The sequence below is a fragment of the Pseudomonas shirazica genome (assembly GCF_015168335.1).
Lineage (GTDB): Bacteria > Pseudomonadota > Gammaproteobacteria > Pseudomonadales > Pseudomonadaceae > Aquipseudomonas > Aquipseudomonas asiatica.
In genome coordinates, this window is record NZ_CP063456.1 from 1,756,273 (window position 1) to 1,782,554 (window position 26,282).

Below are 26,282 nucleotides of genomic sequence, written 5' to 3' on the forward strand. Positions count from 1 at the left end.
CGAGGCGGGCGATGAACACCATCCTGATCGTCGATGACGAGTACCTGATTGCCGACATCCTCGGTTTTGCCCTGGAGGACGAGGGTTTTCTGGTGGAAAAGGCGAGCAACGGCTACAAGGCGCTGGAGGCACTGAAGGAAAAGCGCGTTCAGCTGGTCATCACCGACTACATGATGCCACTGCTCAACGGTGAGGAGCTTGTGCGCTCGATGCGTGAAGACCCGGCCTTGAGCGAGTTGCCGGTCATCCTCATGAGTGGCGCGCAGGCCAACCAGGGATGCCCGGAACTGTTCGCCGCGGTGTTCGACAAACCGTTCGACATGGACTGTATGATCGCCAAGGTGCGCGAACTGCTGGGCACCTGAGGCGCGGCGCGATCAAGCGCGTCCGTGCGGCTTGAGGCAGGTCGCTCAGTGCGAGTCGTCGTGCTTTTCCGGGGCCGGGCTGCCGGCCTGAATACGCTTGAAGATCTCTTCTCGATGGACCTGGACGTCTTTCGGTGCATCGATACCGATCCTCACCTGCATCCCTTTGACGCCCAGAATGGTGACTTTGATGTCATCGTTGATGACGATGCTTTCGCCAACCTTGCGGGTGAGTATCAGCATGTAGTTCTCCTTGGTGATGTAAAAGTCCGTCGGGCTAGTTGCCACGGCGGCGGGAGCTTGTCCCTCTTCCTTCTCATTAAAGACGCTTTCGGCGGATAGTAATTCCCCGACAGACAAATTCTGTTGCGTGTCTTCAGTCGCAGGTGCCGAAGCAAACCGCCAGCGGTTTGTCGGCCAAGGTGCTCGGTGGCAAGAATAGGGGGCTTGGCGGCCAATGGGAAATTTCTTCGCATCATGGTGTGAATAGACCGGGTTAATGGTCATCCTGTTCCTCGAGTGCCTGAAGAAATAACAGCAAGGCTACTTCTTCACGGTCCAGGCCTTTGCGCACACGGTTCTTCGGCAAGTTGGCCAGGCGCCCCAGGGCATAGTGTTCAAGTACAGCCGGGTGAATGTAACAGCGCCTGCACACTGCCGGTGTATTGCCCAGGCGTGATGCTACCTGACGGACGATGGCGGCGACCTGGCGCTTGGCTTCGCTCTCGGGCTCCCAGGCCAAGGGCCTCAGCAGGTCCAGGGCGAGGCTGCTACCGGCCCAGGTGCGGTAGTCCTTGGCGGTGAAGTCGGCACCGGTCAGCTGCTGCAGAAACTGGTTGACCTCGCTGGAGCCGACGCTATGGCGCTGGCCGTCGTCGTCCAGGTACTGGAACAACGCTTGGCCGGGCAGTTCCATGCAGCGCTTGAGCAGGTTGGCCAGGCGCCGATCGTTGAGGCTGACGTTGTGCTCGACGCCGCGCTTGCCGCGGAACTGGAAGCGGATGCTGCTGCCCTTCACCTCGACATGGCGGTTGCGCAGGGTGGTCAGTCCATAGGACTGGTTGTCACGCAGGTAGCGCTGGTTGCCGATGCGGATCAGGGTGTGGTCCAGCAGGCTGATCACCAGCGCCATCACCTTTTCCCGGTCCAGGCCTGGCCGGGCAAGGTGGTCGTGCAGCTGTGCGCGCAATTTCGGCAGGGCCTGGGCAAACGCCAGCATGCGCCCGTACTTGTGCTGGTCGCGTATTTCGCGCCACTGCGCGTGGTAGCGGTATTGCTTGCGGCCACGGGCATCGCGACCTGTGGCTTGCAGGTGGCCTTGCGGGTCGGCGCAGATCCACACCTCGGTATAGGCCGGTGGGATTGCCAGTGCAGCGATGCGGGCAAGGGTATCGCTGTCGCGCACTCGTTGGCCGTCGGCATCCAGGTAGATGAAGCGCTCTCTCCAGCGCCGCCGGGTCAGGCCCGGCTGGCTGTCGTCGACGTAGTGCAGGGTGCGCGGCAGGGGGCAGTCAAGCATGGTTGGCAGGCCTCGATCAGGTCACTGATCAATGGACACCAGCGACGGGGCCGATGCTCAGCCCAGCAGCGCCACCGACTTGATCTGGGCAAACAGCACCTGGCCCGGGTGCAGGCCGAGCTGGTCTGCCGAGAAGCGGGTGATGCGCGCGAGCAAGGCGTTGCCGCCAGCATCCAGGCTGACCAATACATGGGCCGGGTTGGCGGCCGGGCGGCTTTCGCGCACGCGCACCGGCAAGCGGTTGAGAATGCTCGAAGTGCTGTCAGCTGCCAGGGCCAGGCTGACGTCACGCGCCTGCACCTTGACCCGCAAGGTGCTGCCCATCACCTGGGCAGGGTGGGTGATACGCAACAGCGGCCCGTCGTTGCCGGGCAGGCGCAGGTCGAGCAGGTCGTAGTGCGCGTCATGTGCCACCACCAGGCCTTCAAACACCACGCCGGCATCCTCGCCCTCGGCCAGCGACAGGTCGAGACGGGCCAGGGTTTCGCCGATCGGGCCGCTGGCCACTGTCTGGCCTTGCTCCAGCAACACCAGGTGGTCGGCCAGCCGCGCCACTTCTTCCTGGGCATGGCTGACATACACCAGCGGGATGTCCAGTTCGTCGTGCAGGCGTTCCAGGTAGGGCAGGATTTCGCGTTTGCGCGGCCCGTCGAGGGCAGCCAGTGGCTCGTCCATCAACAGCAGGCGCGGGCTGCTGAGCAGGGCGCGGGCAATGCCCACCCGCTGCGCCTCGCCACCGGACAAGGTCGCCGGCCGGCGTGCCAGCAAGTGGCTGATACCCAGCAGCTGGCAGGCCAGGTCTAGGCTGACCTTGCGCTCGGCAGCGGCCACCCGGCGCCAGCCGAACTCCAGGTTGCCGCGTACCGACAGGTGCGGGAACAGGCTGGCCTCCTGGAACACGTAGCCTACCGGGCGCAGGTGTGGTGCCAGAAAGAATCCGCGGGCGCTGTCTTCCCAGACTTCGCCGTTGACCTCGATGTAGGCGCTGGCGGCCCGTTCCAGCCCCGCCAGGCAACGCAGGCAGCTGGTCTTGCCAGAACCGGAGTGGCCGAACAACGCACTGATGCCGCGGCCGGGCAGGTGCAGGTCTACGTCCAGGGTGAAGTCGTCGCGTGCCAGTTGCAGGCGCGCCACAATCGATGCGCTCATTTCAGCTCCAGCCAGCCTTGCCGCGGCGTCCTGCGTAAAGCAGGAGCAGCACCAGGAACGAGAACACCAGCATGGCACCGGCCAGCCAGTGCGCTTGCGAATAGGCCATGGCCTCGACATGGTCGAAGATCTGCACCGAGACCACGCGTGTCTTGTCGGGGATGTTGCCGCCAATCATCAACACCACGCCGAACTCGCCCACCGTGTGGGCGAAACCGAGGATGCTGGCGGTGATGAAGCCCGGACGGGCCAACGGCAGCACCACGTGGACGAAGGTGTCCCAGGGGCTGGCGCGCAGCGTCGCGGCCACTTCCAGCGGGCGCTGGCCAATGGCGCCGAAGGCATTCTGCAGCGGCTGGACCACGAACGGCATGGAGTAGATCACCGAGCCTATTACCAGGCCGGTAAAACTGAACACCACGCTGCCCAGGCCCAGCGCCTGGGTCGCCTGGCCCAGCCAGCCATGTGGGCCGAGGGCGATCAGCAGGTAGAAACCGATCACTGTGGGTGGCAGTACCAGCGGCAAGGCCACCACCGCGCCCACCGGCCCGCGCAACCACGAGCGCGTGCGCGCCAGCCACCAGGCGATGGGCGTGCCGACGATCAGCAGGATGAGGGTGGTCATGCTGGCCAGTTTCACGGTCAGCCAGATGGCACCCAGGTCACTGGCATCCAGTGGCATCAGATTTCATAACCGTAGGATTTGATCACTGCCGCGGCTTTCGGGCCTTTCAGGTAGTCGACCAGGGCCTTGGCGGCGGGGTTGTCCTTGCCTTTTTCGAGGATTACCGCGTCCTGGCGGATGGGTTCGTGCAGGGACGAGGGAACGATCCAGGCCGAACCGCTTTCGACCTTGCCGTCCTTGTAGATTTGTGAAAGGGCGACAAAGCCCAGCTCGGCGTTGCCGGTGGATACGAACTGGAACGCCTGGGTAATGTTCTGCCCTTCGACCAGCTTGGGCCGGGTGGCTTCGGTCAGCTTCAGCTTGTCCAGCACCTGTGTGGCGGCCAGGCCGTAGGGCGCGGTTTTCGGGTTGGCAATGGACAGGTGCTTGAACTGGTTGTTCTTCAGCACTTCGCCGTTGGCGTCGACATAGCCGGGTTTGGCCGACCACAGCGCCAGGGTGCCGATGGCGTAGGTGAAGCGTGAGCCCGGGGCAATCGCGTTTTCCTGCTCGAGCTTGGCTGGGGTGCTGTCGTCGGCAGCGAGAAATACCTCGAACGGCGCGCCATTCTTGATTTGTGCGTAGAACTGGCCGGTGGCGCCATAGGCAGCGACCAGCTTGTGGCCAGTGTCTTTCTCGAAGTCCTTGGCAATGGCCTGGATAGGGGCTGTGAAGTTCGCTGCGACCGCGACCTGGACTTCATCGGCCCAGGCAGTGTTGAAGGCAAGCAGGCTGGTCAGGGCGGTGGCAGCCAAGTGGGGTGGGCGGATACGCATGAAGACAGCTCCTTGGGGCTTATCGTTATATCCTTAACTATATAGCGGTAGGCCATGGGCCGGGAAGGGGCCAGACCTGCTTATGCAGACGCCTGGCGGCCGATCATGGCCAGCGCCTTTTCGGCAATCTCCCGGGTCAACTCACCCGCCGGCATATGCCTGCCCAGCCGCAACGCCTGCCCCGACCAGAGGTTGCTGAAATCGCTATTGCCCTGCGGATCCGTAATCGCCCGCAAAGGCATCAAGGCCCCGCCGGCCAGCGGGAAGTGCGGGGCCAAATCGCTCATCGGCCCCAGCTCGCGCATGATGCGGTTGTTGATGCCACGCGCCGGTCGGCCGGTGAACAGGTTGGTCAGCGCCGTGTCGCTGGCAGGTGCGCTGTCCAGGGCCTGGCGATGCGCCGGCGACACCTTGGCCTCGGGGCAGAACAGGTACGCAGTTCCGATCTGCACTGCCGAAGCACCCAAGGCCAATGCCGCCAACAGGCCGCGGTGGTCAGCAATGCCGCCAGCGGCAATCACCGGGACGCTGACCGCATCGGCCACCTGCGGCACCAGCGCGAAGGTGCCGATCTGGCTGGTGATATCGTCGCTGAGGAACATGCCGCGATGGCCGCCCGCCTCATAGCCCATGGCAATGATCGCATCACAGCCGTGATGCTCCAGCCACACGGCTTCCTCTACTGTAGTGGCGCTGGACAGCACCTTGGCACCACTGGCCTTTACCCGTTGCAGCAGGCCGGCATGTGGCAGGCCGAAGTGGAAGCTCACCACCTCCGGGCGCAGTTGCTCGACCAGCTGGCAGCTATGTTCGTCGAAAGGCGCCCGGTTGGACACCGGTGTGGGCGCCGTGAAGTCGGCTCCCACTTCGCTGTAATAGGGCTGTAGCGCCTGCTTCCAGCGTGCATCGCGCTCGGCATCGGGCGCTGGCGGCTGGTGGCAGAAGAAGTTCAGGTTCAACGGGCGGCCCGGGCAGCCGGCGCGGAAGGCAGCGATCTCGGTGCGCACCTGGTCGCCCGTGAGCATGGCGCAGGGCAGGGCGCCCAAACCGCCCGCCAGGCCCACGGCAATGGCCATGCCCGAGCCCGTCGCACCGGCCATGGGGGCCTGCAGAATGGGCAACTCGATGCCCAGCAGGTCGAGGATGCGGCGGTCGGGCCAGTGGCTCATGCGATTCTCCTTGCGCGGGCGGGCGGTACGGTGGGGCGGGTATTTACAAGGCTTTGCTGACCTGGATGTCGCTGATCTTCTCGGCGTCTTCGCCGTGAATCTTGCGCAGGGCTTCCAGGGCTTGTTCGAGGGAGGCGTCGGGCATCAGCGCGAAGTCCCAGCGGCGCTGGCCGTCGAGCTTGTACTTGATGACGTACTTGGTGGTCTGGGTCATGGTGGCCTTATCTGAGTTTCGACGATGAACGACGGACGATCTTGATCTTGTGGGTCAAGGTTGGCTTGCGGGTAACCGAGATCGGGCGGGTGGTCACGGTATCGATGGTGATGTTCCAGAAACCGGTGCTTGGCACGGTGATCTTCGCCGGGAACTTGTCGAAATGGCCACCGTGGTAGGTATGACGGCCGCCGTTCTTGAAGCTGCGGAAGTTGGCGTCGTTCATCAGGCGGATATTGCAGCGCTGGGAGCACTCGATGACGACGATATCGTCCTCGTTCAGGTGCTCGCGCTGGTGTACGAATTTCATGTGATGCTCCGCAAGGATTGGTTCTGCAAAGGCAAAAGATACCACGATGTCGGGTTACACTGCCGCGCTGTTCCGCCAGGCATAGATAAATCTGCCAAAGCAGGGAGCAAAACAGCCTGGCTGTGGTCAAAGCGGATTCTTGAAGGCAGAGGTGCTGCAAATGAAGTGGATGGTGGCGGCGTTGGCGATGACGCTGGGTGGCTGTGTGAGTGTTACGGAACTGGAACAGTCGCATGAAACGCTGGATGTAATCTCGGGCAAGTCCCCACGCGCGTATGCCGATTGCGTCAAGCAGAAGCTGGCCGATACCCGGGACCCGCTTGTGGAAGAGCAGCGTGGCGATGGCCTGCGGCTGATCGTGCCGCAAAAAATCAGCTCGGGCGTGGGCCCGGCGGCGCTGGTGGATATCGACAAGCGTGGCAGCGGCAGCAGCATCAAGTTGCACGAGCGGCTGAACAATTTCCCGCTGCGCCTGGGCGACGTGCGCACCGCAGCCACCCAATGCATTTCCGGTAGTTGATCCAGGGCAACTGATCACGCTCCTTTTACTTATATGTTTTAAGCCTAAGCTTATAACAATAGAAAGGGAGATTCGTGATGACACCGTTGAGTCGCGCCTTGGTCGGCAGCCTGCTGATCCTGGCCTGGCCCACGGCGCATGCCGCCGATGGCCAGAAAGTCTTCACCCAGGGTGGGGCCAACCCCGCCGCCATGGCTTGCCTGGGTTGCCATGGCCCGGACGGCAAAGGCATTGCCGCTGCCGGCTTCCCACGCCTGGCCGGGCTGCCGGCCGCTTACCTCAGCAAGCAATTGCATGATTGGCGCAACGGCAGCCGCAAGCAGCCGGTGATGGAGCCGCTTGCCAATGCCCTGAGCGAGGATGAGATCGAGGCGGTCAGCACCTATCTGGCCAGCCTGCCGGCAGACCCTGCAGGCGACCTGCGTCGCCAGCAGATCGCCGATGACCCCACCACCCGCATGGCCCTGTACGGTGACTGGAGCCGGCAGATTCCTGGTTGCGTGCAATGCCATGGCCCGGGCGGTGGCGGGGTTGGCGAACACTTCCCGCCCTTGGCCGGCCAGCCCGCCAGTTACCTGGTGGCGCAGCTCAATGCCTGGCGTGACGGCACGCGCAGCAATGACCCCAACCAGCTGATGGTCGGCGTGGCCAAGGCCATGACCGATGACGAGATCAAGGCCGTTGCCGAGTTCTTCGCCCGCCCCGCCAGCCAGGAGGTCAAGCCATGAAACCGATGATTCCAGCCCTGCTGCTGCTGGCCATGGGCAGCGCACACGCCGCCCAGATTGCCATGGAAGACCAGTCGCAGTTGAAAGTGCCTGGCGTGCAGGCCGCGCCGCAGTTCGTGCCACCAGCGGAAAGCGAGTTGCCTGACAATGCCTTTGGCAAGATGGTACGCGAGGGGCATGCCTTGTTCGTAGACACCCGCAGGTTGATGCCCGAGGCTGTGGGCAACGGCATGAACTGCAGCAACTGCCACCTTGACCAGGGGCGGCTGGCGCATTCCGCGCCGATGTGGGGGGCGTACCCGATGTACCCCGCCTACCGCAAGAAAAATGACAAGGTCAACACCTATGCCGAGCGCATCCAGGGCTGCTTCCAGTTCAGCATGAACGGCAAGCCGCCTGCGGCCGATAGCCCGCAGATGACGGCGCTGGCGGTGTATTCGTACTGGCTGTCGACCAAGGCGCCGACCGGCGTCGAGATTGCCGGGCGCGGGTACCCGGAGGTGCCGCAGCCAAAGGGCGGATACGACTTCAAGCGCGGTCAGCAGGTTTATCGTGAGCAGTGTGCGATTTGTCACGGCGACAATGGCGAAGGGCAGAAGGTGGCGGGCGAGTACGTGATGCCGCCGTTGTGGGGCAAGGACTCCTACAACTGGGGCGCCGGCATGCACCGGATCAATACCGCGGCGTCGTTCATCAAGTACAACATGCCGCTGGGCAAGCCGGGCAGCCTTAGCGATCAGCAGGCCTGGGATGTGGCGGCCTGGGTCAACCGCCATGAACGGCCGCAGGATCCGCGGCTGGTGGAAGGCTCCATCGAGAAGACGCGGGTGAAGTTCCATGCCAATGACGGGGTGAACCTGTATGGGCAGAAGGTCGATGGTGTGCTGATAGGGCAGGGCACCGGTAGCTGATGTATTGCCTGTACTGGCCTCCTCGCGGGCTTGTCCGCGAAGAGGCCAGTACAGGAAACCCCGATTTCCTGTCATCCAACGGGCATGGATGACAGCAATATTTACGATCCACCGGAACTATCTACACTAGGTTATCTCTATCTTCCCATCGATCGGCCACAGGTAGGGCATTGTAAGGTGACTGCCGCCTGATTAGACTGCGCCGAATTCCACTGGCCTAGCCTTTTGTAAGGACGTATATGATCAAAAAATGCTTGTTCCCGGCAGCCGGTTACGGCACCCGCTTCCTGCCCGCTACCAAAGCCATGCCCAAGGAAATGCTGCCGGTGGTCAACAAGCCACTGATCCAGTATGGCGTTGAAGAGGCACTGGATGCCGGTCTGAACGAGATCTCCATCGTCACCGGGCGCGGCAAGCGTGCTTTGGAAGACCACTTCGACATCAGCTACGAGCTGGAAAACCAGATCAAGGGCACCGACAAGGAAAAATACCTGGTTGGTATCCGTCGCCTGCTCGACGAGTGCTCGTTCTCCTACACCCGCCAGACCGAAATGAAAGGCCTGGGCCACGCCATCCTGACTGGCCGCCCGCTGATCGGCGACGAGCCGTTCGCCGTGGTGCTGGCGGACGACCTGTGCGTGAACCCGGAAGGTGACGGCGTACTGACCCAGATGGTCAAGCTGTACAACCAGTTCCGTTGCTCGATCGTCGCCATCCAGGAAGTCGATCCGCAGGAAACCAACAAGTACGGCGTGATCGCCGGCGACATGATCCGTGACGACATTTTCCGTGTCACCAACATGGTCGAGAAGCCAAAGCCGGAAGACGCCCCGTCGAACCTGGCGATCATTGGTCGCTACATCCTGACCCCGGACATCTTCGACATCATCGCCAACACCGAGCCGGGCAAAGGTGGCGAGATCCAGATCACCGACGCCCTGATGCAACAGGCGCAGAACGGCTGCGTGATCGCCTACAAGTTCAAAGGCAAGCGTTTCGACTGCGGTGGCGCCGAGGGTTACATCGACGCGACCAACTTCTGCTTCGAGAACTACTACAAGACTGGCAAGGCTTACTGATAAGCCGCTACTTGTATCAAAGCTGATAACTGGGGCTGCTTTGCAGCCCTTCGCGGGCACGCCCGCTCCTACAGGTATTGTGCAGGCCTTTAAGGTTGCGCCGGTACTGTGGAGCGGGCGGGCCCGCGAAGGGTCGCAAAGCGGCCCCAGTGCGTTATGCTGGGCGCCTGCCTAGGAGAGTGAATACATGGCCTACGATTTTGATCTGTTCGTGATTGGTGCCGGGTCCGGCGGTGTGCGCGCGGCGCGGTTTGCCGCCGGCTTCGGGGCAAAGGTGGCAGTGGCAGAGAGCCGCTACCTGGGCGGCACCTGCGTCAACGTCGGCTGCGTGCCGAAAAAGCTGCTGGTGTACGGCGCACACGTCGCCGACGAACTGGAGCAGGCCGCAGGCTTCGGCTGGACCTTGGAAGAAGGGCACTTCGACTGGGGCACCCTGATTGCCAACAAGAACCGGGAAATCGAGCGCCTCAACGGCATCTACCGCAACCTGCTGGTCAACAGCGGGGTTACCTTGCTGCAGGGGCATGCGCGCTTGACCGGTGCCAATGAAGTGGAAGTGGAAGGCCAGCGCTACACCGCCGAGCACATCCTCATCGCCACCGGTGGCTGGCCACAGGTGCCGGACATTCCGGGCAAGGAACTGGCCATCACCTCCAACGAAGCCTTCTACCTCAAGGACCTGCCACGCCGGGTGCTGGTGGTGGGCGGTGGCTACATTGCCGTCGAGTTCGCCGGCATCTTCCAGGGCCTGGGGTCGGCTACCACACTGCTGTACCGTGGCGACCTGTTCCTGCGTGGCTTCGACGGTTCGGTGCGCACGCACCTGAAGGAAGAACTGGAAAAGCGCGGCCTCGACCTGCAGTTCAATGCCGACATCCAGCGCATCGACAAGCTCGAGGACGGCAGCCTCAAGGCCACCCTCAAGGATGGCCGCGAGCTGGTCACCGATTGCGTGTTCTATGCCACCGGCCGGCGCCCGATGCTGGACAACCTGGGCCTGGAAAACACCGGCGTCGAGCTGGATGCACGCGGTTACATTCGCGTTGACCAGCAGTACCAGACGACCGCGCCGTCGATCCTGGCCATTGGCGACGTGATTGGCCGCGTGCAACTGACCCCGGTGGCTCTGGCCGAGGGCATGGCCGTGGCCCGGCGCCTGTTCAAGCCTGAGCAATACCGCCCGGTGGACTACCAGAACATCCCCACCACAGTCTTCAGCCAGCCTCCCATCGGTACCGTGGGCCTGACCGAGGAGCAGGCGCTGGAGGCCGGGCACAAGGTGCAGGTATTCGAGAGCCGCTTCCGTGCGATGAAACTGACCCTGACCGACATCCAGGAAAAGACCCTGATGAAGCTGGTGGTCGATGCCGAGACCGACAAGGTGCTGGGCTGCCACATGGTTGGCCCCGACGCCGGCGAGATCATCCAGGGCCTGGGCATTGCCCTGAAGGCCGGTGCGACCAAGCAACAGTTCGACGAAACCATCGGCGTGCACCCGACGGCGGCCGAAGAGTTCGTGACCATGCGCACCGCGACGCGCTGACTCAACGGAACGCATACCGTTGTAGGAGCGGCCTTGTGTCGCGATGGGCTGCGAAGCAGCCCCCAGTATTTCTGCAATCGTGAGATACACAGGGGCTGCTTCGCAGCCCATCGCGACACAAGGCCGCTCCTACAGGAGTGACACGACCATGGAGTCAGGGGCATGACCCCGCAATCCTTTGCTCAGCCCATTCCCTTCTATTAGTTACTACCGGTTATAGCCAAAACCAATCAAAAGCATGAGCTTTGCCAATGAGCCTTTATCGGGACCAGCGGTTAGGATTCTCTCCATCAACTGATTCCAACCCCATGAAGGAGCGTCTCTCATGCCAATTATCAACAGCCAGGTCAAACCGTTCAACGCCACCGCCTACCACAAAGGCGAGTTCGTCCAGGTCAGCGAAGCCGACCTGAAAGGCAAGTGGTCTGTCGTGTTCTTCTACCCGGCCGACTTCACCTTCGTCTGCCCGACCGAGCTGGGTGACCTTGCTGACAACTACGCCGAGTTCCAGAAGCTGGGCGTGGAAATCTACGGTGTGTCCACTGACACCCACTTCACCCACAAAGCCTGGCACGACACTTCGGACACCATCGGCAAGATCCAGTACCCACTGATCGGTGACCCGACCCACGTCATCTCGCGCAACTTCGACGTGCTGATCGAAGAAGCCGGCCTGGCCGATCGCGGTACCTTCGTGATCAACCCGGAAGGTCAGATCAAGATCGTCGAACTGAACGACGGTGGTGTAGGTCGCGATGCTGCCGAACTGCTGCGCAAGGTGAAGGCTGCCCAGTACGTTGCCGCTCACCCAGGCGAAGTTTGCCCGGCCAAGTGGAAAGAAGGCGAAGCCACCCTGGCCCCGTCGCTGGACCTCGTCGGCAAGATCTAAGCCGATGTGTATGTCGCGGGCGGTAGCCAGCCGCCAAAGCTGAAGTACCTACCGCCCCGTAAAGCGCCCGGGCGAGTTCGCCTGGGCGTTTTTGTATCCGAGTTTTGAAAAAGGAATCGCCCGTATGTTGGACGCCACGCTTAAATCGCAACTGAAAACCTACCTGGAGCGGGTCACCCAGCCGATCGAGATCGTTGCCTCCCTCGACGACGGCGCGAAATCCCGCGAATTGCACGACCTGCTGGTGGAAATTGCCAGCCTGTCGAACCTTATTACCTTCAGCGCGGACGGCAGCGATGCCCGTCGTCCATCGTTCTCGCTGAACCGCCCGGGAGCCGACATAAACCTGCGCTTCGCCGGCATCCCCATGGGCCACGAATTTACCTCGCTGGTGCTGGCACTGCTGCAGGTCGGGGGCCACCCGTCCAAGGCCAGTGCCGAAGTGATCGAACAGATCCAGGCGCTGGAAGGCGAGTTCACCTTCGAAACCTACTTCTCGCTGTCGTGCCAGAACTGCCCGGACGTGGTCCAGGCGCTGAACCTGATGGCGGTCCTCAACCCCAACGTACGCCACGTGGCCATCGATGGCGCGCTGTTCCAGGCGGAAGTGGAATCGCGCAAGATCATGGCGGTGCCGAGCATTTACCTGAACGGCGAAGTGTTTGGCCAGGGCCGCATGGGCCTGGAAGAAATCCTCGGCAAGATCGACACCAACGCAGGCAGCCGTCAGGCCGAAAAGATCAACGCCAAGGACGCCTTCGATGTGCTGGTGGTCGGTGGTGGCCCGGCCGGCGCCTCGGCAGCCATCTATGCCGCGCGTAAAGGCATCCGCACCGGTATTGCGGCCGAGCGTTTCGGCGGCCAGGTGCTCGATACCCTGGCCATCGAGAACTTCATCTCGATACAGGAAACCGAAGGGCCGAAGCTGGCCACGGCGCTGGAAGAGCACGTCAAGCAGTACGACGTGGACATCATGAACCTGCAGCGCGGTGAAGCGCTGATCCCGGCCACCGATGGCGGCCTGCACGAAGTACGTCTGGCCGGCGGTGCCTCGCTCAAGGCCAAGACCGTGATCCTGGCTACCGGTGCCCGCTGGCGTGAGATGAACGTGCCGGGCGAACAGGAATACCGCGCCCGTGGCGTGGCTTACTGCCCGCACTGTGACGGCCCACTGTTCAAGGGCAAGCGCGTGGCGGTGATCGGTGGAGGCAACTCGGGTGTGGAAGCGGCCATCGACCTGGCGGGTATCGTCGCCCAGGTAACGCTGATCGAGTTCGACAGCCAGCTGCGTGCCGATGCGGTACTGCAGCGCAAGTTGCACAGCCTGCCGAACGTGAATGTGATCACCAGTGCGTTGACCACCGAAGTGCTTGGCAATGGCGAAAAGGTGACTGGCCTGCGCTACAAGGACCGCACCACCGACCAGCAGCATGAAGTGGCGCTGGAGGGCATCTTCGTGCAGATCGGCCTGCTGCCGAACACCGACTGGCTGAAAGGCACCGTCGAGCTGTCGCCACGTGGCGAGATCATCGTCGATGCCAAGGGCCAGACCAGCATCCCTGGTGTGTTTGCGGCGGGTGACGTGACGACTGTGCCGTACAAGCAGATCGTGATTGCGGTAGGTGAGGGGGCCAAGGCATCGCTGGCGGCCTTTGACCACCTGATCCGCACTTCGGTACCGGCATAAGCCTGTACCGGCCCTTTCGCGGGCATGCCCGCAGGTTCTGCACAGGTCTTGAGATTTGTGAGGAACCCTGTAGGAGCGGGCATGCCCGCGAATGCGTCAGAACTGACAAAGCTGAATCTGAGGATGTCTATGATTACTGCAGACACCCTCAGGAATCACACCCATGACCCTGATCAGCCGCGAACCCTGGTGGCTAGTCCCCCCGAAGCCCGGGCAGCAAGAGCAGGACCTGCACTGGGGCTACCTGGAAATCTATGCCGACGGCCGCACCGTGTTCGTCGACCAGCGCCCCAGTGACCGGGAGCTGGCCGAGCGCAAGAGCTGCCGCAACTTCCCCGACCCCGAGCCGTGACGGCTCAGCCTTCCAGTTCGGCCAGGCGTGCTTCCAGCGCCGCGATGCGCGCTTCGAGGGCTTCGATGCGTTCTTCCGACACATTGCCGCCGCTGCTGCGTGCCCCACCTTCTTGTTGCCGGGCAGCCAGGATTGCCTCGATTTCGGCCGGGTCGCCCAAAGCATGGGTGTAACGGTCTTCGCGCTGGCCGGCCTGACGCGGCAGGTGCAAGGCCAGGCCGCGCGATATCAGGCGCTCCAGCTGGTGCTGGATCTGCTCGGTGTCGTCGAAGTCGTGCAGGCGGTTGCTGCGGGTCAGCAGTTCGTTGAGGGTTTGCGGCCCGCGCAGGAACATCAGGCCCATCAGCACCAGTTGCGCCGGCACCAGCTCAAGCGCCTTGTCCACCCGTTGTTCCCAACGGTCGGCGCGGCTGCCCATCTGCAGGCGGGTCATGTCCTGCCCTTCGAGGGCGCGCAGGGCTTGGCCGACCTGGCCTTGGGTGAGGTTCATGACCGGCTCGCGACTGGTCTTCTGGTTGCAGGCCAGGACCAGGGCGTTGAGGGTCAGCGGGTAGCTTTCCGGGCTGGTGGCCTGCTTCTCGATCAGCGAGCCGAGAATACGGATCTCGATGCTGTTGAAGCGGCCTTCGCCGGCGGTTTCGTGTTCTGACATGGCCCTGTCTCATTGCTGGGGAAAGGCCACTAGCCTAGGTAAAGCGCCAGGCTTAAGCAATCACTGGGATCATCGCCGGCAAGCCAGCTCCCACAGGTACAGCACAAGCCGTAAGGCCGGCACTATCCCTGTGGGGGCTGGCTTGCCTGCGAAAGGGCCGCAAAGCGGCCCCGGCAAACTCAAGCGTTGCGCCGCTCTTCAGCCTGGCACGCCGCCGCGGTAAACAGCACATCGGTCGAAGAATTCAGCGCCGTCTCGGCCGAATCCTGCAGCACGCCGATGATGAAGCCAACCGCCACCACTTGCATGGCAATTTCGCTAGGGATACCAAACAGGCTGCACGCCAGTGGAATCAGCAGCAGCGAGCCACCGGCCACGCCCGAGGCGCCGCAGGCACAGACCGCCGCCACCACGCTGAGCAGCACGGCGGTCGGCAGGTCCACCATAATACCCAGAGTATGCACCGCCGCCAGGGTCAGCACGGTAATGGTGATGGCGGCGCCGGCCATGTTGATGGTCGCACCCAGCGGGATCGACACCGAATAGGTGTCCTCATGCAGGCCAAGGCGCTCCGACAGGGCCAGGTTGACCGGGATGTTGGCTGCCGAGCTGCGAGTGAAGAACGCGGTGATACCGCTTTCGCGCAGGCAGAGCAGGGTCAGCGGGTAGGGGTTGCGGCGGATTTTCCAATATACGATCAGCGGGTTCATCACCAGCGCCACGAACAGCATGCAGCCGATCAGCACCGCCAGCAGGTGCAGGTAGCCGAGCAGGGCGCCCAGGCCCGATTGGGCCAGCGTGGCGCTGACCAGGCCAAAGATGCCCACCGGGGCGAAGCGGATGACCACGCGTACGATCAGGGTCACGCCATTGGACAGGTCCTCTACCACGGTGCGGGTGGTTTCGCCGGCATGGCGCAGGGCTACGCCCAGGCCGATGGCCCAGGTCAGTACGCCGATGAAGTTGGCGTTGAGCAGGGCGTTGATCGGGTTGTCGACCGCACTCAGCAGCAGGTTCTGCAGCACCTCGGTAATGCCCCCCGGCGCGCTCAGCGCAGCGTCGCTGGTAGTCAGCACCAGGTTGGACGGGAACAGCATGCTGGCGACCACGGCGACTACCGCAGCGCTGAAGGTGCCCAGCAGGTACAGCCAGAGAATCGGGCGAATATGGGTTTCCTGGCCGTGACGGTGGTTGGCGATCGATGCCATGACCAGAATGAACACCAGCACGGGCGCCACCGCCTTGAGGGCGCTGACGAAGACTTTCCCGAGGAAGGCCATGTCGCGGGCGATGGCGGGCGCAAGCAGGGCCAGGGCGATGCCGGCGATCAGGCCGATGACGATCTGCGTCACCAGGCTGGTTCGGTTGAGGAAGCGGAGGACGGGGGTCATGTGCAACGATATCCCAGCATGTTCAAAAAGGGCGCGACTTTACCATAGACCTTCGTCGAGCAGGGCGGCCTGAAGAAGTCAGCGCCCGCGCCGCCGCGACACCCGCGCCTCGATGTTCTTGCGCCCGATCAGCAGTGGCGGCTTCTCCACTACCGGCTCGTCCGCCAGCCATTTGTACATCACCAGGCAGTCCACCAGCCCCAGGCGGGCATGGCGGTAGGCCTTGGGCAAGCGGCCAACGGTTTCGAAGCCCAGCTTGTGCCACAGCGCCACTGCCACCTCGTTGGTGGCCACCACCGAGTTGAACTGCAGGGCCAGAAAGCCCTCCTGGCGTGCCTGTTTCTGTGAGTGCTCGCACATCAAGCGCGCGACGCCGCGGCCGCGTGCCGTTTCACAGACCATGTAGCCGCAATTGCCCACGTGCCCACCGGGCCCGGCGGCATTGGCCTTGAGGTAATACGACCCCAGCATCGCGCCGTCTTCCTCGGCCACGAATGTGCGCATGGGCAGTTCCAGCCACAGCTGGCGGGCCTGTTCAAAGCTGAGGGCCGGGTCGAATGCGTAGGTTTCACGGGCTTGTACGACGGCCTGGAAGGTGGGCCAGAAGCGCTCGAAGTCTTCCGGCGTCATGGGGCGGATGTGGATCATGCGGGTTCCTGCAAGGGCTGGGCCGCCCAGTCTGGGTGGCGCGGCGCCGTCGCGCAAGGGCGGCGACGCCATTTGCGCTCAGCTGTTGGCCTTGCCCACTGCATCCATGGCACGTGCCGAGTAGACCAGCGCGGCGCCGGCATTCATCGCCACGGCCACGCCCAGGGCCTCGGCGATTTCCTCGCGGCTGGCGCCGTGTTTGACGGCCTGCTGTGAATGCACGGCGATGCAGCCATCGCAGCGGGTGGTCACGGCCACGGCAAGGGAGATCAGCTCGCGGGTCTTGGCGTCCAGGTGGTTGGTCTTGGCCCCTGCGCCGCTGGCGGTCATGTAGCCAGCCACGGTGTCAGGGGATAGCTGCTTGAGATCGCCGATGCCGGCCATCAACTGCTTACGGTAGGCGTCCCAGTCCATCATGCTCATCGTCTTCACCTTGGGGAGGTTGCGAGTGGAGCTTTCAGGCTAGTCGAAGAGTGGAAAGTGTGAGGCTTGTACTTTGGTTGTTTGCGCGCAGGCCTTTGGACTGCGCGCAACCATATCGATCAGATATAGATGAACACCAGCACCAACGCCGCGACGAACGCCCACTTCTCCAGATAGTAGCGCGTGCGGTTGCGCTTCTTCAGCGCCTTGCCACGTTCGCGGATCTTGTAGATGCGGGTGAACAGCCGGTTGATGCCACCGGTCTTGTCGCCGGCATCGTTGGGGGCGGCGGCAGCGGCCATGACGTTGCGGCTGAACCAGCGGTTGAACGCGGTTGCCCAGCGGTACTTGAGCGGGCGTTCCACGTCGCAGAACAGGATGATGCGGTTGTGCTCGGTGGTATTGGCCGCGTAGTGGATGTAGGTCTCGTCGAAGACCACGCCCTCGCCATCGCGCCAGGAATATTTCTCACCGTCCACATCGATGTAGCAGCCATCGTCGTTCGGCGTGTCCAGGCCCAGGTGGTAGCGGTACGAGCCGGCATACGGGTCGCGGTGGCGCACCAGCTTGGCGCCCGGTGGCAGGGTGGCGAACATGGCGGCCTTGACCGTGCCGATGCCTTTGAGCAACTCGGTGGTGCGTGGGCACAGGGTCATCGCCGACGGGTGGCTTTCGCCGTACCACTTCAGGTAGAAGCGCTTCCAGCCGGTCTTGAAGAATGAGTTGAAACCGACATCATCGTAATTGTCGGACTTCTTGATTTCGCCCACATGCAGCAGTTGCTGGGCTTCCTGGCGGATTTCCTGCCAATGGTCCTGCAGCGTCTGCAGTTCGGGGAAGGCCTCCACCGGCAGGTACGGCTTTGCAGGGTGCCGGGAAAACAGGTACAGGAAGCTGTTGATCGGCGCCAGGAAGCTGGAGTGGTCGCCCAGCTGACGGGTCAGCTTGTGGCGGACGCGACCGCGCAGGTGAACATAGGCGATCGAGAGGATGAAGATGAGGACTAAGGCGATTTTCATGGGCGGATACGTCAAGTAATGGCCATGCGTGATGGCTAAGCCCGCCAGCATAAACAATCGAGCCGATGCTTTGTAGGAGAATGTTACGCAGCGATGGCAGACCTTGGTACAAGCGTCACCGCTGTACCAAGGTCTGCATGGCGATGCATCAGGCCAGAGTGACCTCGATGCGGCCATCCGTGATGCGATGGTCCCTGCCTTGGTAACTGACTACATAATCAGTAAAGTCGGCGGTCAGGGTCTTTTTATCCACGTTCCACTCATGCTGCAGGCGGCCTCCGCTCAAGAGATAGTGCATACCGCCAATCGAGAAGAACAGGCGTGCATGTTGTTCACTGAACAGCATCATGATGCCTTGGATTGCGTTGTCCACTTGCTGTCTGGCGATGAGTTGGATGCGGCCGTCCTGAAGTATCTTGGATTCGATGGTTTGAGCGTCAAGGTTACCCAGCGAGGGGAAAATGGCGGGGTCGAGGTTGGCGGTGACCCGGCCGGTGCCGTTGGTCCTTGCATCTTTGGCCAGTGACAAGGACAACGAGCCATCCACGATCTCGACCATGCCCATGGTGTGTTCAATGGTGTAGTGGAACGTTGCGGCAAATGCCTTGGAAGCCTCATCCATCTCGGTAATATCGATTGAGCCCCCGGTCGCCCAACCTGAGCGACCAATCGAAGTCGAACCGAAATAGGCGTTGATCTCGGCTTTCTCGCCTGCACCGATCTTGAGGGATGCGCCCGCCACCAGGTAACGTTCCGGGATATTCAGGAATATATAGCTATAAGCGGTATCTGATCCCTCCGTGTACTGAATGGCGAAAAATGAGCGGTTGCCATTACTGACATCTGTATCTATGGCATCAGTCGTGAACTCGCGCTCACGCTGGTTGCCCCACTTCAGTTTCGCTTGCATGGCAGGCTGGGTATTCCGTGTTTGCTGGTGCTGTTTCATGGCCGTATCTATGTGATTGAATTGAGGCCTCAGCGTATGGTTTGGGTGCCTGCCCGCGAAACTGACAGACCTGCGGGTTTCCCAACGCATCAGTACGTGCTTTGCCATCTCGAGGAGCGGCACGATGACACCGGTCAGCGGACGTATCGAAAAACCATTCAAGCGCCTGTTCTTCGCCTTGCCGGTCAGCGATGCCCAGCGCCGCGCCCTGGCCCAGTGGCGACGTGGCCTGAACCTGCGCAGCGGCAAGCCGGTGCCGGCCGCCAACTTCCATGTGACACTGCTGTTTCTCGGCGATGTGGATACCGCCCATGTGCCTGCTATTTGCGCGGTGGTCGACCAGCTGGCGCTACCGGCCACGGCACCACGGTTGTTGCTGGACCGCCTGCAGGTATGGCAGCGGGCCAGTGCACTGGTGCTGGAGGCGCAGCAGACCCCACCGGCCCTGTTGCAACTGGTGTACAGCTTGCAGCAGGCGCTGCTGCCGTTGGGGGTGGAAGCGGCCGACCGCGAGTATCGCCCGCACCTGACGCTGGCCAGGGATTACCGCGGCCAGCCGCCAGAAGCCAGCAGCGCGCCGGATTTCTACCTCGCCGCCCGCCATTTCACACTGTACGAGTCGCGCAAGGGCGCTTACTGGCCATTGGCGCAATGGCCGCTTTCAGGCTGATTCAGGCCATGGCCTCGCAGTCTGCGAACATCTGCTCGCCCAGCGTGCGTGCAGTGTGCAGGTGCAGTGCCGGGGCTGCGCCCTCGCTGTCGTCCAGCAGGGTGGAGCTGAGTACCTCGGCGCCGCAGTAGTCGAAGATGCCGTGCTCGATCTGCACGCGCATCGCCTCGCCATAGCCGTGACGTTCGAAAGTGCCGCTGTCGGCACCGGCGACACCGACCAGGTGCACCTTCATGCCGCGCAGCTTCTTGACGGTGATGCCCCCTTCATAATCGAAGGCCCAGCCATTGCTGAACACCCGCTCGACCCAGCCTTTGAGCAAGGCCGGCAGCGACCACCAATAGATGGGGTAGACCAGCACCAGCGCATCGGCGCGTTCAATACGCGCCTGCTCCCTGAGTACATCCGCCGGCGGGGCTGCCAGCCTGCGGTGCACCGCATGGTCGGCCAGGCCGAAGTGCGGGTCGAAACCTTCACTGGCCAGGTCGGCGATTTCGCTGCCGTGGCCGGCGTTGGCCAGGCCGGCGGCGATCTGTCGGGCCAGGGCATGGGTGAGGGATTGCGGGTCGTGATGACCGACGACGATCAGGGCATGCATGGTGGGCTCTCCAAGATTGGGATGCAGGGTTACCCAGAGCGCTATATACTCAAGGTAAGTTACGTTTAGTAAGTTACTTTTGGTAGGTAAACGATGTCAAGCGATGATCAAGGCCGCTCGCGCAAGCGCCTGAGCCGCGAAGAGCGCCGTCTGCAGTTGCTCGATGTGGCCTGGCAGCTGGTACGGGAGGAGGGCACCGATGCCTTGAGCCTGGGGCGTTTGGCCGAGCAGGCGGGGGTGACCAAGCCGGTGGTCTATGACCATTTCGAAACCCGGACCGGGTTGTTGGTGGCGCTGTACCAGCAATACGATGCACGGCAGTCGCGGATGCTGGAGCAGGCGCTGGCGCGTTGTGACGCTAGCCTGGCCAGCCGCGCCGGAGTGATTGCCGAGGCGTATGTGGACTGTGTGATGAGCCAGGGGCTGGAGATACCCGGAGTGTCGGCGGCATTGGCCGGCTCGCCGGAAATGGAAGCGCTGAAGCGGGCCTATGAGCAGCCGTTTCTGGACAAATGCCGTGAGGCGTTGGCCGGGTTTTCGCCCAGTGGCAACATCGGGGTGGCGGGCATGCGCTTGCTGGTGGGGGCGGCGGATGCCTTGTCGCAGGTGGCTGCTGCGGGGGAACTGGAGGTGGGGCAGGCCAAGGCCGAATTGCAGGCAGCAATAGTGGCGATGGTCGAGCGGCAATGAAGCCTTGAGAGTGCCTCGGCTGCTCTGCAGCCCATCGCCGGCAAGCACCACCTCCACTGCATCGACCTCAAGCCTTGTGCAGTATCTGCGGGAGATTGCCCAGCCCTTTTGGGCTGCGCTGTCGCGCAGAGAACAACTATCGCTCGTTTGTCGCGTCCTTTGTAGGAGCAGCCTTGTGCTGCGAACTGGCCGGCACAAGCAATAGACAGGCTTTGGCAGTATCGGCCTCTTCGCAGCACAAGGCTGCTCCTACAGAACCTTGCTGAACCAATAAATCATGTGTTGTTCCATGAGAGCCGGCTTGCCGGCGATGGGGCCAGGGCAGGCGATTACACCGGCAGGCTCTGGTACGGCAATTCATCCCCCGGGCTGCGGGCGAACTGGCGCTTGTACTCGCGGCTGAACTGCGAGGTGCTCTGGTACCCCACCCGGTGCGCGGTCTGCGCCACCCCCAGGCCTTCGCCGATCAGCATCTGCTGCGCCTTCAGCAGCCGCAGGCGCTTGAGGTACTGCATCGGCGCCATGTCGGTGCAGCGCTTGAAGTGCTCGTGGAAGGTCGAAACGCTCATGTTGGCGCGTGCGGCCAGCGCTTCAACGCTCAGCGGCTCGGTGTAGTGTTCGCGCAGGTGGGCAAGGGCGGCGCCGATGCGGGCGAAGTGCCCTTGTTGCTCCACCAGCGCCCGCAACACGCCCGCTTGTGGGCCGCGCAAGGCGGTGTACAGCACCTCGCGTACCCGCGCCGGGCCCAGCACCTTGGCGTCCACCGGGTCCTGCAGGCAGCGCAGCAGCCGTTCCACGCATTCGCGCATCGGCGCATCGAGTGCAGCCGAGGTCATTGAATGCGGGGTTTGCGCCTGCACCGCGGCATTCGGCGCCAGGGCCATGCTTTGCACCAGTTCACCCAGCACGCCGCGGTCGATGTCCACCGCCACGCCCAGCAACGGTGCTTCGGGGGTGGCAAAGGTTTCGCACATGAACGGCACCGACAATGCCTGCACCAGATAATGCCCGGCGCCATATTCCAGGGTACGCGGCCCCAGGCGCGCCAGCTTGCTGCCCTGGGCCAGGATCATCAGGCTGGGTTCGTAGATCTGCGGGCTGCTGGCCACATAGTGGTCCCAGCTCAGCACCTGCACCTGGGGCAGGTGCGTGGGCACGAAGCCCGGGCGCGTGGCAAGGCTGCGGATCAGTGTGCAAAGCGGCGCATTGGCGTCGACGTGGCGGGTCAGTTGCATGATGGACCTGGGCAGAGAATCAGACAGTTTGATCATCGCAGAATGAACGCTCGGCGCCAGATGCTGCATGGCATCTTCGGAGAATCAGGCATCGATACCGGAGAATCAGTCGTGGGCGAAGCGACGCATGGCGCGCAGAATGCGCAGCCTGAATCGTTTCACTTCATAGCGAGGCCCTGCATGTATACCGCCATCGGTTACGCCGCCCAGACCCCCACCAGCCCTCTGGCTCCCATGACCTTCGAGCGTCGCAGCCCGCGCCCTGACGACGTCGCCATCGACATCCTTTACTGCGGCGTATGCCACTCCGACATCCACCAGGCGCGCAACGAATGGGGCATTGCCGTGTACCCGCTGATGCCTGGCCACGAGATCATCGGCCGCGTCACCGCCGTGGGCGACAAAGTGACCACGCACAAGGTCGGCGACCTGGTCGGCGTTGGCTGCATGGTCGACTCGTGCCGACACTGCGAAGCCTGTGCCAAGGACCTGGAGCAATATTGCCTGGAAGGCCCGACCATGACCTATGCCACCCCGGACCGAGTCGACGGTAGCAACACCATGGGCGGTTACTCCAGCAGCATCGTGGTCAGCGAGCACTTCGTGGTGCGCATCCCGGCCGGCATGGACCTGCCCAGCGCCGCGCCAATCCTCTGCGCCGGCATCACAACCTATTCGCCACTCAAGCACCACGGCGTCGGCCCTGGTCACAAGATCGGCATCCTCGGCATGGGCGGCCTGGGCCACATGGCCATCAAGCTGGCCAAGGCGCTGGGCGCCGAAGTGACCCTGTTCACCCGTTCCCAGGCCAAGGCCGACGAAGCCCGCCGCCAGGGTGCCGACCATGTGATCGTGTCCACTGATGCCGAGCAGATGCGAGCAGCAGCAGGCCGTTTCGACTTCCTGCTCGACACCATCCCGGTGCAGCACGACCTCAACCCGTACCTGGAAACCCTGAAATTCGATGGCGTGCACATCCTGGTCGGCCTGATCGAGCCAATCGACCCGGCGGTTCATGCGGCCAATCTGGTGATGAAGCGCCGGGTGCTGGCGGGGTCGTTGATCGGTGGTATTGCCGAGACACAGGAAGTGCTGGATTTCTGCGCCGAGCACGCGATTCGTTGTGATATCGAGTTGCTGGATATCCGCAACATCAACCAGGCGTATGAGCGGATGATTGCCGGGGATGTGAAGTACCGGTTCGTGATCGATATGGCTACTTTGCAGGGCTGATTGGTTGCCTTCCCCGGCCTGTTCGCGGGCGAGCCCGCGAACAGGCCGGGGCAGGCAATGAAGATGCTGGATGTGTTACCAGGCCAATGCCCTGTCCCAGCCTTTCCAGAACAACCACCGCCGTACCTCGCCATGCGCCCCGGTACCGATCTGCCAGGCCGGGCGCCCGTTGTCCAGGGCAATCACCGAAACGAACCCGGCATGGCTCGCCGCTACCAGCGTACGCCCGTCGGCACTGATATCCAGCGCACTGATGGTCGACCCCAGGTAATGCTGCCAATGCTCCGTGCCATCTTCGCCAAATGCCCGCAGGTAACCATAGGCATCCCCCACGATATATTCGCCCTCGCGCGCCACGCCGGCATACACCCGTGCGCCATCCTGTACCAGCGGGGTACGCGGGTCCTGGCTGTAGTAGTCGGTATCCAGCCCCGGCAAGTCGGCCACCCTGACGGCCAGCGTGGCACCGCTATAGAAATGGCAGGCATTGACTATCAACTGGTCACCTGCACGATTGAACAGCGCAAAGTGCGGATACTCGCTGGCCGGGCCGATGGCCGCCACGGGCCGGAGCTGATCATCCAGCACCAGGTGGCGGCTGCCTTGCTCGCCAACCACGATCAACCGACCATCCGCCGATACCGCACCGTGCTCCATGCTCAGCCCCAGGCTGATGTCGTCCGGGTCGGTGCCTTCGTCCAGTTCGTCGAGCACCCGCGCCTGGTGCGGCAGCAGGCGGGTCGCGCCGTGGCGGGTCAGCAGGAAGATACCCTCGGCACTCACCAGCAGCACCCGCTGGCCATCCGGGAAGGGGATCAGCGTGGTCGGCGTGGGCGGCAGGTCGAAGGGCTCGAACGGGTAACCCGGCGGCAACCCCTCCAACCCCGTGGGCCAGGCCAGGCGCAGCACCTGCGGGCCGCCCCAGCCATCGGTCACGCGTATGCCCTCGGCATTGGCCAGGGCGAAATAGCGGCGGGCCGGGCAGCGGCCGAAGTGATCGACGCCGATCACCGGGGTCACCCCGAGAGGGTCGATGCGCACCACCTGGCCTTTGTCATGCGGCATGCCGATACGTGCCAGCAGGCTGCCATCCTCCAGCAGCAGGACGTTGCCGATACCTTGCCCGTGCTCCTTGATCAGCGGCAGCAAGGGGTGGTGGGCGGGCGGCCAGGCTTCGCGGAAGGCTTGCTGCTCAAAGGCTTCGACGCCGGGCCGGTTGGCTGCTTGCAGGGCCTGCAGCCAGGCATCGAGCAAATGCTCGGTGGCCTGCGGCAGGGGCTCTTCGAGGTCATCCCAGCCTTGCGCGCGGCCCTGCGCGACATAGTCGTTGACGGCCTGGGCATAGGCGGTGACCGCCTGCTGCCACTGTTGCTGCTGGGAGTGCTGCTGGTCCATGAGCGGATCGGGCTCCTTGTTGCATACGCGTTCGCACAAAGCGCGCATGTTACTCCTTCTGCCCGCCTCGCGGTTGTGAGCCCCCGGCTTGACGCGTACCATGCCGGGCATTCCTTCCAATAACAAAGCGTGCGTCGACACCCCGGCAAGTGGGTGGCTGACGTGCGTCCTGTTGCCTTGCCTGCGGAGAAGCGGTTTGTACCCATGAATGGACCCATACCCACCAACATGCCACCCACGGCGGGTAGCGGCAGCTGGCTGAGCGTCATTGCCCTGGCCCTGGCGGCCTTCATCTTCAACACCACCGAGTTCGTCCCGGTGGCGCTGCTCAGCGACATTGGCCGCAGCTTCGACATGAGCACCGCGCAAGTCGGCCTGATGCTGACCATCTACGCCTGGGTAGTGGCGCTGGCCTCGCTGCCGATGATGCTGCTGACGCGCAACATCGAGCGGCGGCGGCTGTTGCTGTTCGTGTTCCTGGTGTTCATCGTCAGCCACTTGCTGTCGTGGATGTCACAGAGCTTTGCCATGTTGCTGGTCAGCCGTATCGGTATAGCCCTGGCGCATGCGGTGTTCTGGGCCATCACGGCTTCCCTGGCGGTGCGCGTGGCGCCGCCCGGGCAGCAGGCCAAGGCGCTGGGCCTTTTGGCCACTGGCACCACCCTGGCCATGGTCCTGGGTATCCCGCTGGGCCGCGTAGTGGGTGAAGCGCTGGGCTGGCGCATCACCTTCCTGAGCATTGCCGGGGTGGCGCTGGCGACCATGCTGTGCCTGATGAAGTCGTTGCCGCTGCTGCCCAGCCAGAACTCGGGCTCGCTGCGCAGCCTGCCGATACTGTTCAAGCGCCCGGCGCTGGTGATCACCTATGTGCTGGTGACGCTGGTGATTACCGCGCAGTTCACTGCCTACAGCTACATTGAACCGTTTGCCCTGCACGTGGCGCAGATAGGCGGAGAGCGCACCACGCTATTGCTGCTGCTGTTCGGCGGCGCCGGGGTGTTCGGCTCGGTGCTGTTCAGCCGTTACAGCGACCGCTTCCCGCATGGCTTCCTGGTAGGTTCGATCGGCCTGCTGGCGGCGTGCCTGTTGCTGCTGTTGCCGCTGTCGGGCAACTTCTATGTTTTCGCCGCGTTGAGCATGTTCTGGGGTGTGGCGATCCTCAGCTTCAGCCTGTCGCTGCAATCCAAGACCCTGAAACTGGCGTCCGATGCCACCGATGTGGCCATGGCGCTGTTCTCGGGTATCTACAACATCGGTATTGGCGGTGGCGCGTTGCTGGGCAGTATCGTCAGCAGCCAGCTGGATGTGGCGGATATCGGCCTGGTGGGCGGTAGCGTGGCAGTGGCCGGGTTGCTGCTGGCTGTGGCCAGCACCCGGCAGTTCCGCGAGGCGCTGACGCACTGACCTGGCGCTGGCGCGTTCTTTGTAGGAGCGGCCTTGTGTCGCGATGGGGCGCGCAGCGGCCCCGGATTTCAGCGTCACAGCGAATATCGCCGGGGGCTGC

Annotated in this window: 30 protein-coding genes; 13 read left to right on the forward strand and 17 right to left on the reverse strand. The window is 63.0% G+C overall.

The genetic code is table 11. From position 1 onward, the window contains the following. Nucleotides 1-11 precede the first annotated feature (11 nt). Complete coding sequence (locus IMX18_RS08075; RefSeq protein WP_015270878.1) at nt 12-365, forward strand: response regulator; 354 nt, start codon at nt 12-14, stop codon at nt 363-365. A 45-nt stretch (nt 366-410) separates the two neighbouring features. Here the strand turns inward: IMX18_RS08075 and csrA are convergent, their stop codons facing one another. The 8 genes from csrA to IMX18_RS08115 form a co-directional block, all read right to left on the reverse strand. Beyond that, complete coding sequence (gene csrA / locus IMX18_RS08080; protein ID WP_004375914.1) at nt 411-608, reverse strand: carbon storage regulator CsrA; 198 nt, start codon at nt 606-608, stop codon at nt 411-413. 253 nt (nt 609-861) lie between these two features. Continuing rightward, entirely contained in the window at nt 862-1,884 is a 1,023-nt protein-coding gene (locus tag IMX18_RS08085; protein WP_015270877.1) for a DNA topoisomerase IB, read from the reverse strand. A 57-nt stretch (nt 1,885-1,941) separates the two neighbouring features. Continuing rightward, nucleotides 1,942-3,033 (reverse strand): molybdenum ABC transporter ATP-binding protein, encoded by a 1,092-nt coding sequence (gene modC / locus IMX18_RS08090; RefSeq protein ID WP_217191273.1) that lies wholly within the window; start codon nt 3,031-3,033, stop codon nt 1,942-1,944. A gap of 1 nt (nt 3,034) precedes the next feature. Next, the gene (gene modB, locus IMX18_RS08095; protein ID WP_015270875.1) at nt 3,035-3,715 is read right to left on the reverse strand and encodes a molybdate ABC transporter permease subunit; all 681 of its coding nucleotides are present in this window, start codon (nt 3,713-3,715) and stop codon (nt 3,035-3,037) included. Then, a complete protein-coding gene (gene modA / locus IMX18_RS08100) occupies nt 3,715-4,473 on the reverse strand; it encodes a molybdate ABC transporter substrate-binding protein (protein WP_054572097.1) in 759 nt (252 codons plus the stop codon). Before modA ends, modB begins: the two co-directional genes overlap by 1 nt. Before the next feature lie 80 nt (nt 4,474-4,553). After that, nucleotides 4,554-5,642 (reverse strand): NAD(P)H-dependent flavin oxidoreductase, encoded by a 1,089-nt coding sequence (locus IMX18_RS08105; protein WP_054572096.1) that lies wholly within the window; start codon nt 5,640-5,642, stop codon nt 4,554-4,556. A 43-nt stretch (nt 5,643-5,685) separates the two neighbouring features. Continuing rightward, the gene (locus tag IMX18_RS08110) at nt 5,686-5,856 is read right to left on the reverse strand and encodes a hypothetical protein (protein ID WP_013973186.1); all 171 of its coding nucleotides are present in this window, start codon (nt 5,854-5,856) and stop codon (nt 5,686-5,688) included. A 7-nt stretch (nt 5,857-5,863) separates the two neighbouring features. Next, nucleotides 5,864-6,166, reverse strand: coding sequence for a DUF1883 domain-containing protein (locus IMX18_RS08115; RefSeq protein ID WP_004375922.1), 303 nt, complete (start codon nt 6,164-6,166; stop codon nt 5,864-5,866). A 160-nt stretch (nt 6,167-6,326) separates the two neighbouring features. Here IMX18_RS08115 and IMX18_RS08120 point away from each other — a divergent pair, with 160 nt between their 5' ends. From IMX18_RS08120 to IMX18_RS08155, 8 genes are all read left to right on the forward strand, one after another. Next, on the forward strand, nt 6,327-6,686 hold the full coding sequence (locus tag IMX18_RS08120; RefSeq protein ID WP_015270872.1) for a hypothetical protein: 360 nt from the start codon (nt 6,327-6,329) through the stop codon (nt 6,684-6,686). Nucleotides 6,687-6,763: 77 nt separating this feature from the next. Next, nucleotides 6,764-7,414, forward strand: coding sequence for a c-type cytochrome (locus IMX18_RS08125; protein ID WP_015270871.1), 651 nt, complete (start codon nt 6,764-6,766; stop codon nt 7,412-7,414). After that, complete coding sequence (locus IMX18_RS08130) at nt 7,411-8,325, forward strand: c-type cytochrome (protein WP_054572095.1); 915 nt, start codon at nt 7,411-7,413, stop codon at nt 8,323-8,325. Before IMX18_RS08125 ends, IMX18_RS08130 begins: the two co-directional genes overlap by 4 nt. Before the next feature lie 239 nt (nt 8,326-8,564). Further along, complete coding sequence (gene galU / locus IMX18_RS08135; protein ID WP_013973181.1) at nt 8,565-9,404, forward strand: UTP--glucose-1-phosphate uridylyltransferase GalU; 840 nt, start codon at nt 8,565-8,567, stop codon at nt 9,402-9,404. A 187-nt stretch (nt 9,405-9,591) separates the two neighbouring features. After that, on the forward strand, nt 9,592-10,947 hold the full coding sequence (gene gorA, locus IMX18_RS08140; protein WP_217191275.1) for a glutathione-disulfide reductase: 1,356 nt from the start codon (nt 9,592-9,594) through the stop codon (nt 10,945-10,947). Between the two features lie 325 nt (nt 10,948-11,272). Next, entirely contained in the window at nt 11,273-11,836 is a 564-nt protein-coding gene (gene ahpC, locus IMX18_RS08145) for an alkyl hydroperoxide reductase subunit C (protein ID WP_004375926.1), read from the forward strand. A 124-nt stretch (nt 11,837-11,960) separates the two neighbouring features. Next, a complete protein-coding gene (ahpF, locus tag IMX18_RS08150; protein ID WP_217191277.1) occupies nt 11,961-13,523 on the forward strand; it encodes an alkyl hydroperoxide reductase subunit F in 1,563 nt (520 codons plus the stop codon). A 163-nt stretch (nt 13,524-13,686) separates the two neighbouring features. Continuing rightward, nucleotides 13,687-13,875, forward strand: coding sequence for a hypothetical protein (locus tag IMX18_RS08155; RefSeq protein ID WP_013973178.1), 189 nt, complete (start codon nt 13,687-13,689; stop codon nt 13,873-13,875). Nucleotides 13,876-13,879: 4 nt separating this feature from the next. Here IMX18_RS08155 and IMX18_RS08160 read toward each other — a convergent pair whose 3' ends face one another. From IMX18_RS08160 to IMX18_RS08185, 6 genes are all read right to left on the reverse strand, one after another. Continuing rightward, nucleotides 13,880-14,527: a YceH family protein gene (locus IMX18_RS08160; protein WP_025339663.1), complete on the reverse strand. Its 648-nt coding sequence runs from the start codon at nt 14,525-14,527 to the stop codon at nt 13,880-13,882. A 179-nt stretch (nt 14,528-14,706) separates the two neighbouring features. Continuing rightward, nucleotides 14,707-15,918, reverse strand: coding sequence for a serine/threonine transporter SstT (gene sstT, locus IMX18_RS08165; RefSeq protein WP_015270866.1), 1,212 nt, complete (start codon nt 15,916-15,918; stop codon nt 14,707-14,709). A gap of 78 nt (nt 15,919-15,996) precedes the next feature. Then, nucleotides 15,997-16,566, reverse strand: coding sequence for a GNAT family N-acetyltransferase (locus tag IMX18_RS08170; RefSeq protein ID WP_015270865.1), 570 nt, complete (start codon nt 16,564-16,566; stop codon nt 15,997-15,999). A 78-nt stretch (nt 16,567-16,644) separates the two neighbouring features. Next, entirely contained in the window at nt 16,645-16,989 is a 345-nt protein-coding gene (locus tag IMX18_RS08175; RefSeq protein ID WP_039614473.1) for a carboxymuconolactone decarboxylase family protein, read from the reverse strand. Between the two features lie 119 nt (nt 16,990-17,108). Beyond that, nucleotides 17,109-18,008: a lipid A hydroxylase LpxO gene (gene lpxO, locus IMX18_RS08180; protein WP_015270864.1), complete on the reverse strand. Its 900-nt coding sequence runs from the start codon at nt 18,006-18,008 to the stop codon at nt 17,109-17,111. Nucleotides 18,009-18,156: 148 nt separating this feature from the next. Next, nucleotides 18,157-18,957 (reverse strand): hypothetical protein, encoded by an 801-nt coding sequence (locus tag IMX18_RS08185; RefSeq protein WP_054572115.1) that lies wholly within the window; start codon nt 18,955-18,957, stop codon nt 18,157-18,159. A 124-nt stretch (nt 18,958-19,081) separates the two neighbouring features. On the opposite strand from IMX18_RS08185, the gene thpR reads away from it, so the two are divergent. After that, nucleotides 19,082-19,627, forward strand: a complete 546-nt coding sequence (gene thpR / locus IMX18_RS08190; protein ID WP_015270862.1) for an RNA 2',3'-cyclic phosphodiesterase — start codon at nt 19,082-19,084, stop codon at nt 19,625-19,627. Between the two features lies 1 nt (nt 19,628). Here the strand turns inward: thpR and IMX18_RS08195 are convergent, their stop codons facing one another. Beyond that, nucleotides 19,629-20,225, reverse strand: a complete 597-nt coding sequence (locus IMX18_RS08195) for an NAD(P)H-dependent oxidoreductase (protein ID WP_217191279.1) — start codon at nt 20,223-20,225, stop codon at nt 19,629-19,631. Between the two features lie 93 nt (nt 20,226-20,318). Here IMX18_RS08195 and IMX18_RS08200 point away from each other — a divergent pair, with 93 nt between their 5' ends. After that, a complete protein-coding gene (locus IMX18_RS08200) occupies nt 20,319-20,915 on the forward strand; it encodes a TetR/AcrR family transcriptional regulator (protein WP_217191281.1) in 597 nt (198 codons plus the stop codon). Between the two features lie 329 nt (nt 20,916-21,244). Here the strand turns inward: IMX18_RS08200 and IMX18_RS08205 are convergent, their stop codons facing one another. Further along, entirely contained in the window at nt 21,245-22,150 is a 906-nt protein-coding gene (locus IMX18_RS08205) for an AraC family transcriptional regulator (protein ID WP_217191283.1), read from the reverse strand. A gap of 180 nt (nt 22,151-22,330) precedes the next feature. Here IMX18_RS08205 and calA point away from each other — a divergent pair, with 180 nt between their 5' ends. Then, the gene (gene calA / locus IMX18_RS08210) at nt 22,331-23,383 is read left to right on the forward strand and encodes a vanillin reductase (protein WP_102083458.1); all 1,053 of its coding nucleotides are present in this window, start codon (nt 22,331-22,333) and stop codon (nt 23,381-23,383) included. A gap of 75 nt (nt 23,384-23,458) precedes the next feature. Here calA and IMX18_RS08215 read toward each other — a convergent pair whose 3' ends face one another. Next, nucleotides 23,459-24,778: a PQQ-binding-like beta-propeller repeat protein gene (locus IMX18_RS08215; RefSeq protein WP_217191284.1), complete on the reverse strand. Its 1,320-nt coding sequence runs from the start codon at nt 24,776-24,778 to the stop codon at nt 23,459-23,461. 204 nt (nt 24,779-24,982) lie between these two features. On the opposite strand from IMX18_RS08215, the gene IMX18_RS08220 reads away from it, so the two are divergent. Next, nucleotides 24,983-26,182 (forward strand): sugar transporter, encoded by a 1,200-nt coding sequence (locus tag IMX18_RS08220; RefSeq protein ID WP_061304062.1) that lies wholly within the window; start codon nt 24,983-24,985, stop codon nt 26,180-26,182. The last annotated feature ends 100 nt before the right edge of the window (nt 26,183-26,282 follow it).

What these genes read in the sequence shown, in the direction of transcription:
- IMX18_RS08130 (WP_054572095.1), top strand. Translation starts at nt 7,411, where the DNA reads ATGAAACCGATGATTCCAGCCCTGCTGCTGCTGGCCATGGGCAGCGCA.
- ahpF (WP_217191277.1), top strand. Translation starts at nt 11,961, where the DNA reads ATGTTGGACGCCACGCTTAAATCGCAACTGAAAACCTACCTGGAGCGG.
- IMX18_RS08170 (WP_015270865.1), bottom strand. Translation starts at nt 16,566, where the DNA reads ATGATCCACATCCGCCCCATGACGCCGGAAGACTTCGAGCGCTTCTGG.
- IMX18_RS08075 (WP_015270878.1), top strand. Translation starts at nt 12, where the DNA reads ATGAACACCATCCTGATCGTCGATGACGAGTACCTGATTGCCGACATC.
- lpxO (WP_015270864.1), bottom strand. Translation starts at nt 18,008, where the DNA reads ATGAAAATCGCCTTAGTCCTCATCTTCATCCTCTCGATCGCCTATGTT.
- IMX18_RS08195 (WP_217191279.1), bottom strand. Translation starts at nt 20,225, where the DNA reads ATGCATGCCCTGATCGTCGTCGGTCATCACGACCCGCAATCCCTCACC.
- csrA (WP_004375914.1), bottom strand. Translation starts at nt 608, where the DNA reads ATGCTGATACTCACCCGCAAGGTTGGCGAAAGCATCGTCATCAACGAT.
- IMX18_RS08120 (WP_015270872.1), top strand. Translation starts at nt 6,327, where the DNA reads ATGAAGTGGATGGTGGCGGCGTTGGCGATGACGCTGGGTGGCTGTGTG.
- IMX18_RS08220 (WP_061304062.1), top strand. Translation starts at nt 24,983, where the DNA reads ATGAATGGACCCATACCCACCAACATGCCACCCACGGCGGGTAGCGGC.
- ahpC (WP_004375926.1), top strand. Translation starts at nt 11,273, where the DNA reads ATGCCAATTATCAACAGCCAGGTCAAACCGTTCAACGCCACCGCCTAC.
- IMX18_RS08105 (WP_054572096.1), bottom strand. Translation starts at nt 5,642, where the DNA reads ATGAGCCACTGGCCCGACCGCCGCATCCTCGACCTGCTGGGCATCGAG.
- IMX18_RS08200 (WP_217191281.1), top strand. Translation starts at nt 20,319, where the DNA reads ATGTCAAGCGATGATCAAGGCCGCTCGCGCAAGCGCCTGAGCCGCGAA.
- IMX18_RS08115 (WP_004375922.1), bottom strand. Translation starts at nt 6,166, where the DNA reads ATGAAATTCGTACACCAGCGCGAGCACCTGAACGAGGACGATATCGTC.
- modB (WP_015270875.1), bottom strand. Translation starts at nt 3,715, where the DNA reads ATGCCACTGGATGCCAGTGACCTGGGTGCCATCTGGCTGACCGTGAAA.
- IMX18_RS08110 (WP_013973186.1), bottom strand. Translation starts at nt 5,856, where the DNA reads ATGACCCAGACCACCAAGTACGTCATCAAGTACAAGCTCGACGGCCAG.
- IMX18_RS08175 (WP_039614473.1), bottom strand. Translation starts at nt 16,989, where the DNA reads ATGAGCATGATGGACTGGGACGCCTACCGTAAGCAGTTGATGGCCGGC.
- IMX18_RS08125 (WP_015270871.1), top strand. Translation starts at nt 6,764, where the DNA reads ATGACACCGTTGAGTCGCGCCTTGGTCGGCAGCCTGCTGATCCTGGCC.
- IMX18_RS08155 (WP_013973178.1), top strand. Translation starts at nt 13,687, where the DNA reads ATGACCCTGATCAGCCGCGAACCCTGGTGGCTAGTCCCCCCGAAGCCC.
- sstT (WP_015270866.1), bottom strand. Translation starts at nt 15,918, where the DNA reads ATGACCCCCGTCCTCCGCTTCCTCAACCGAACCAGCCTGGTGACGCAG.
- modA (WP_054572097.1), bottom strand. Translation starts at nt 4,473, where the DNA reads ATGCGTATCCGCCCACCCCACTTGGCTGCCACCGCCCTGACCAGCCTG.
- modC (WP_217191273.1), bottom strand. Translation starts at nt 3,033, where the DNA reads ATGAGCGCATCGATTGTGGCGCGCCTGCAACTGGCACGCGACGACTTC.
- IMX18_RS08215 (WP_217191284.1), bottom strand. Translation starts at nt 24,778, where the DNA reads ATGGACCAGCAGCACTCCCAGCAGCAACAGTGGCAGCAGGCGGTCACC.
- IMX18_RS08185 (WP_054572115.1), bottom strand. Translation starts at nt 18,957, where the DNA reads ATGAAACAGCACCAGCAAACACGGAATACCCAGCCTGCCATGCAAGCG.
- calA (WP_102083458.1), top strand. Translation starts at nt 22,331, where the DNA reads ATGTATACCGCCATCGGTTACGCCGCCCAGACCCCCACCAGCCCTCTG.
- IMX18_RS08205 (WP_217191283.1), bottom strand. Translation starts at nt 22,150, where the DNA reads ATGCAACTGACCCGCCACGTCGACGCCAATGCGCCGCTTTGCACACTG.
- IMX18_RS08085 (WP_015270877.1), bottom strand. Translation starts at nt 1,884, where the DNA reads ATGCTTGACTGCCCCCTGCCGCGCACCCTGCACTACGTCGACGACAGC.
- thpR (WP_015270862.1), top strand. Translation starts at nt 19,082, where the DNA reads ATGACACCGGTCAGCGGACGTATCGAAAAACCATTCAAGCGCCTGTTC.
- IMX18_RS08160 (WP_025339663.1), bottom strand. Translation starts at nt 14,527, where the DNA reads ATGTCAGAACACGAAACCGCCGGCGAAGGCCGCTTCAACAGCATCGAG.
- galU (WP_013973181.1), top strand. Translation starts at nt 8,565, where the DNA reads ATGATCAAAAAATGCTTGTTCCCGGCAGCCGGTTACGGCACCCGCTTC.
- gorA (WP_217191275.1), top strand. Translation starts at nt 9,592, where the DNA reads ATGGCCTACGATTTTGATCTGTTCGTGATTGGTGCCGGGTCCGGCGGT.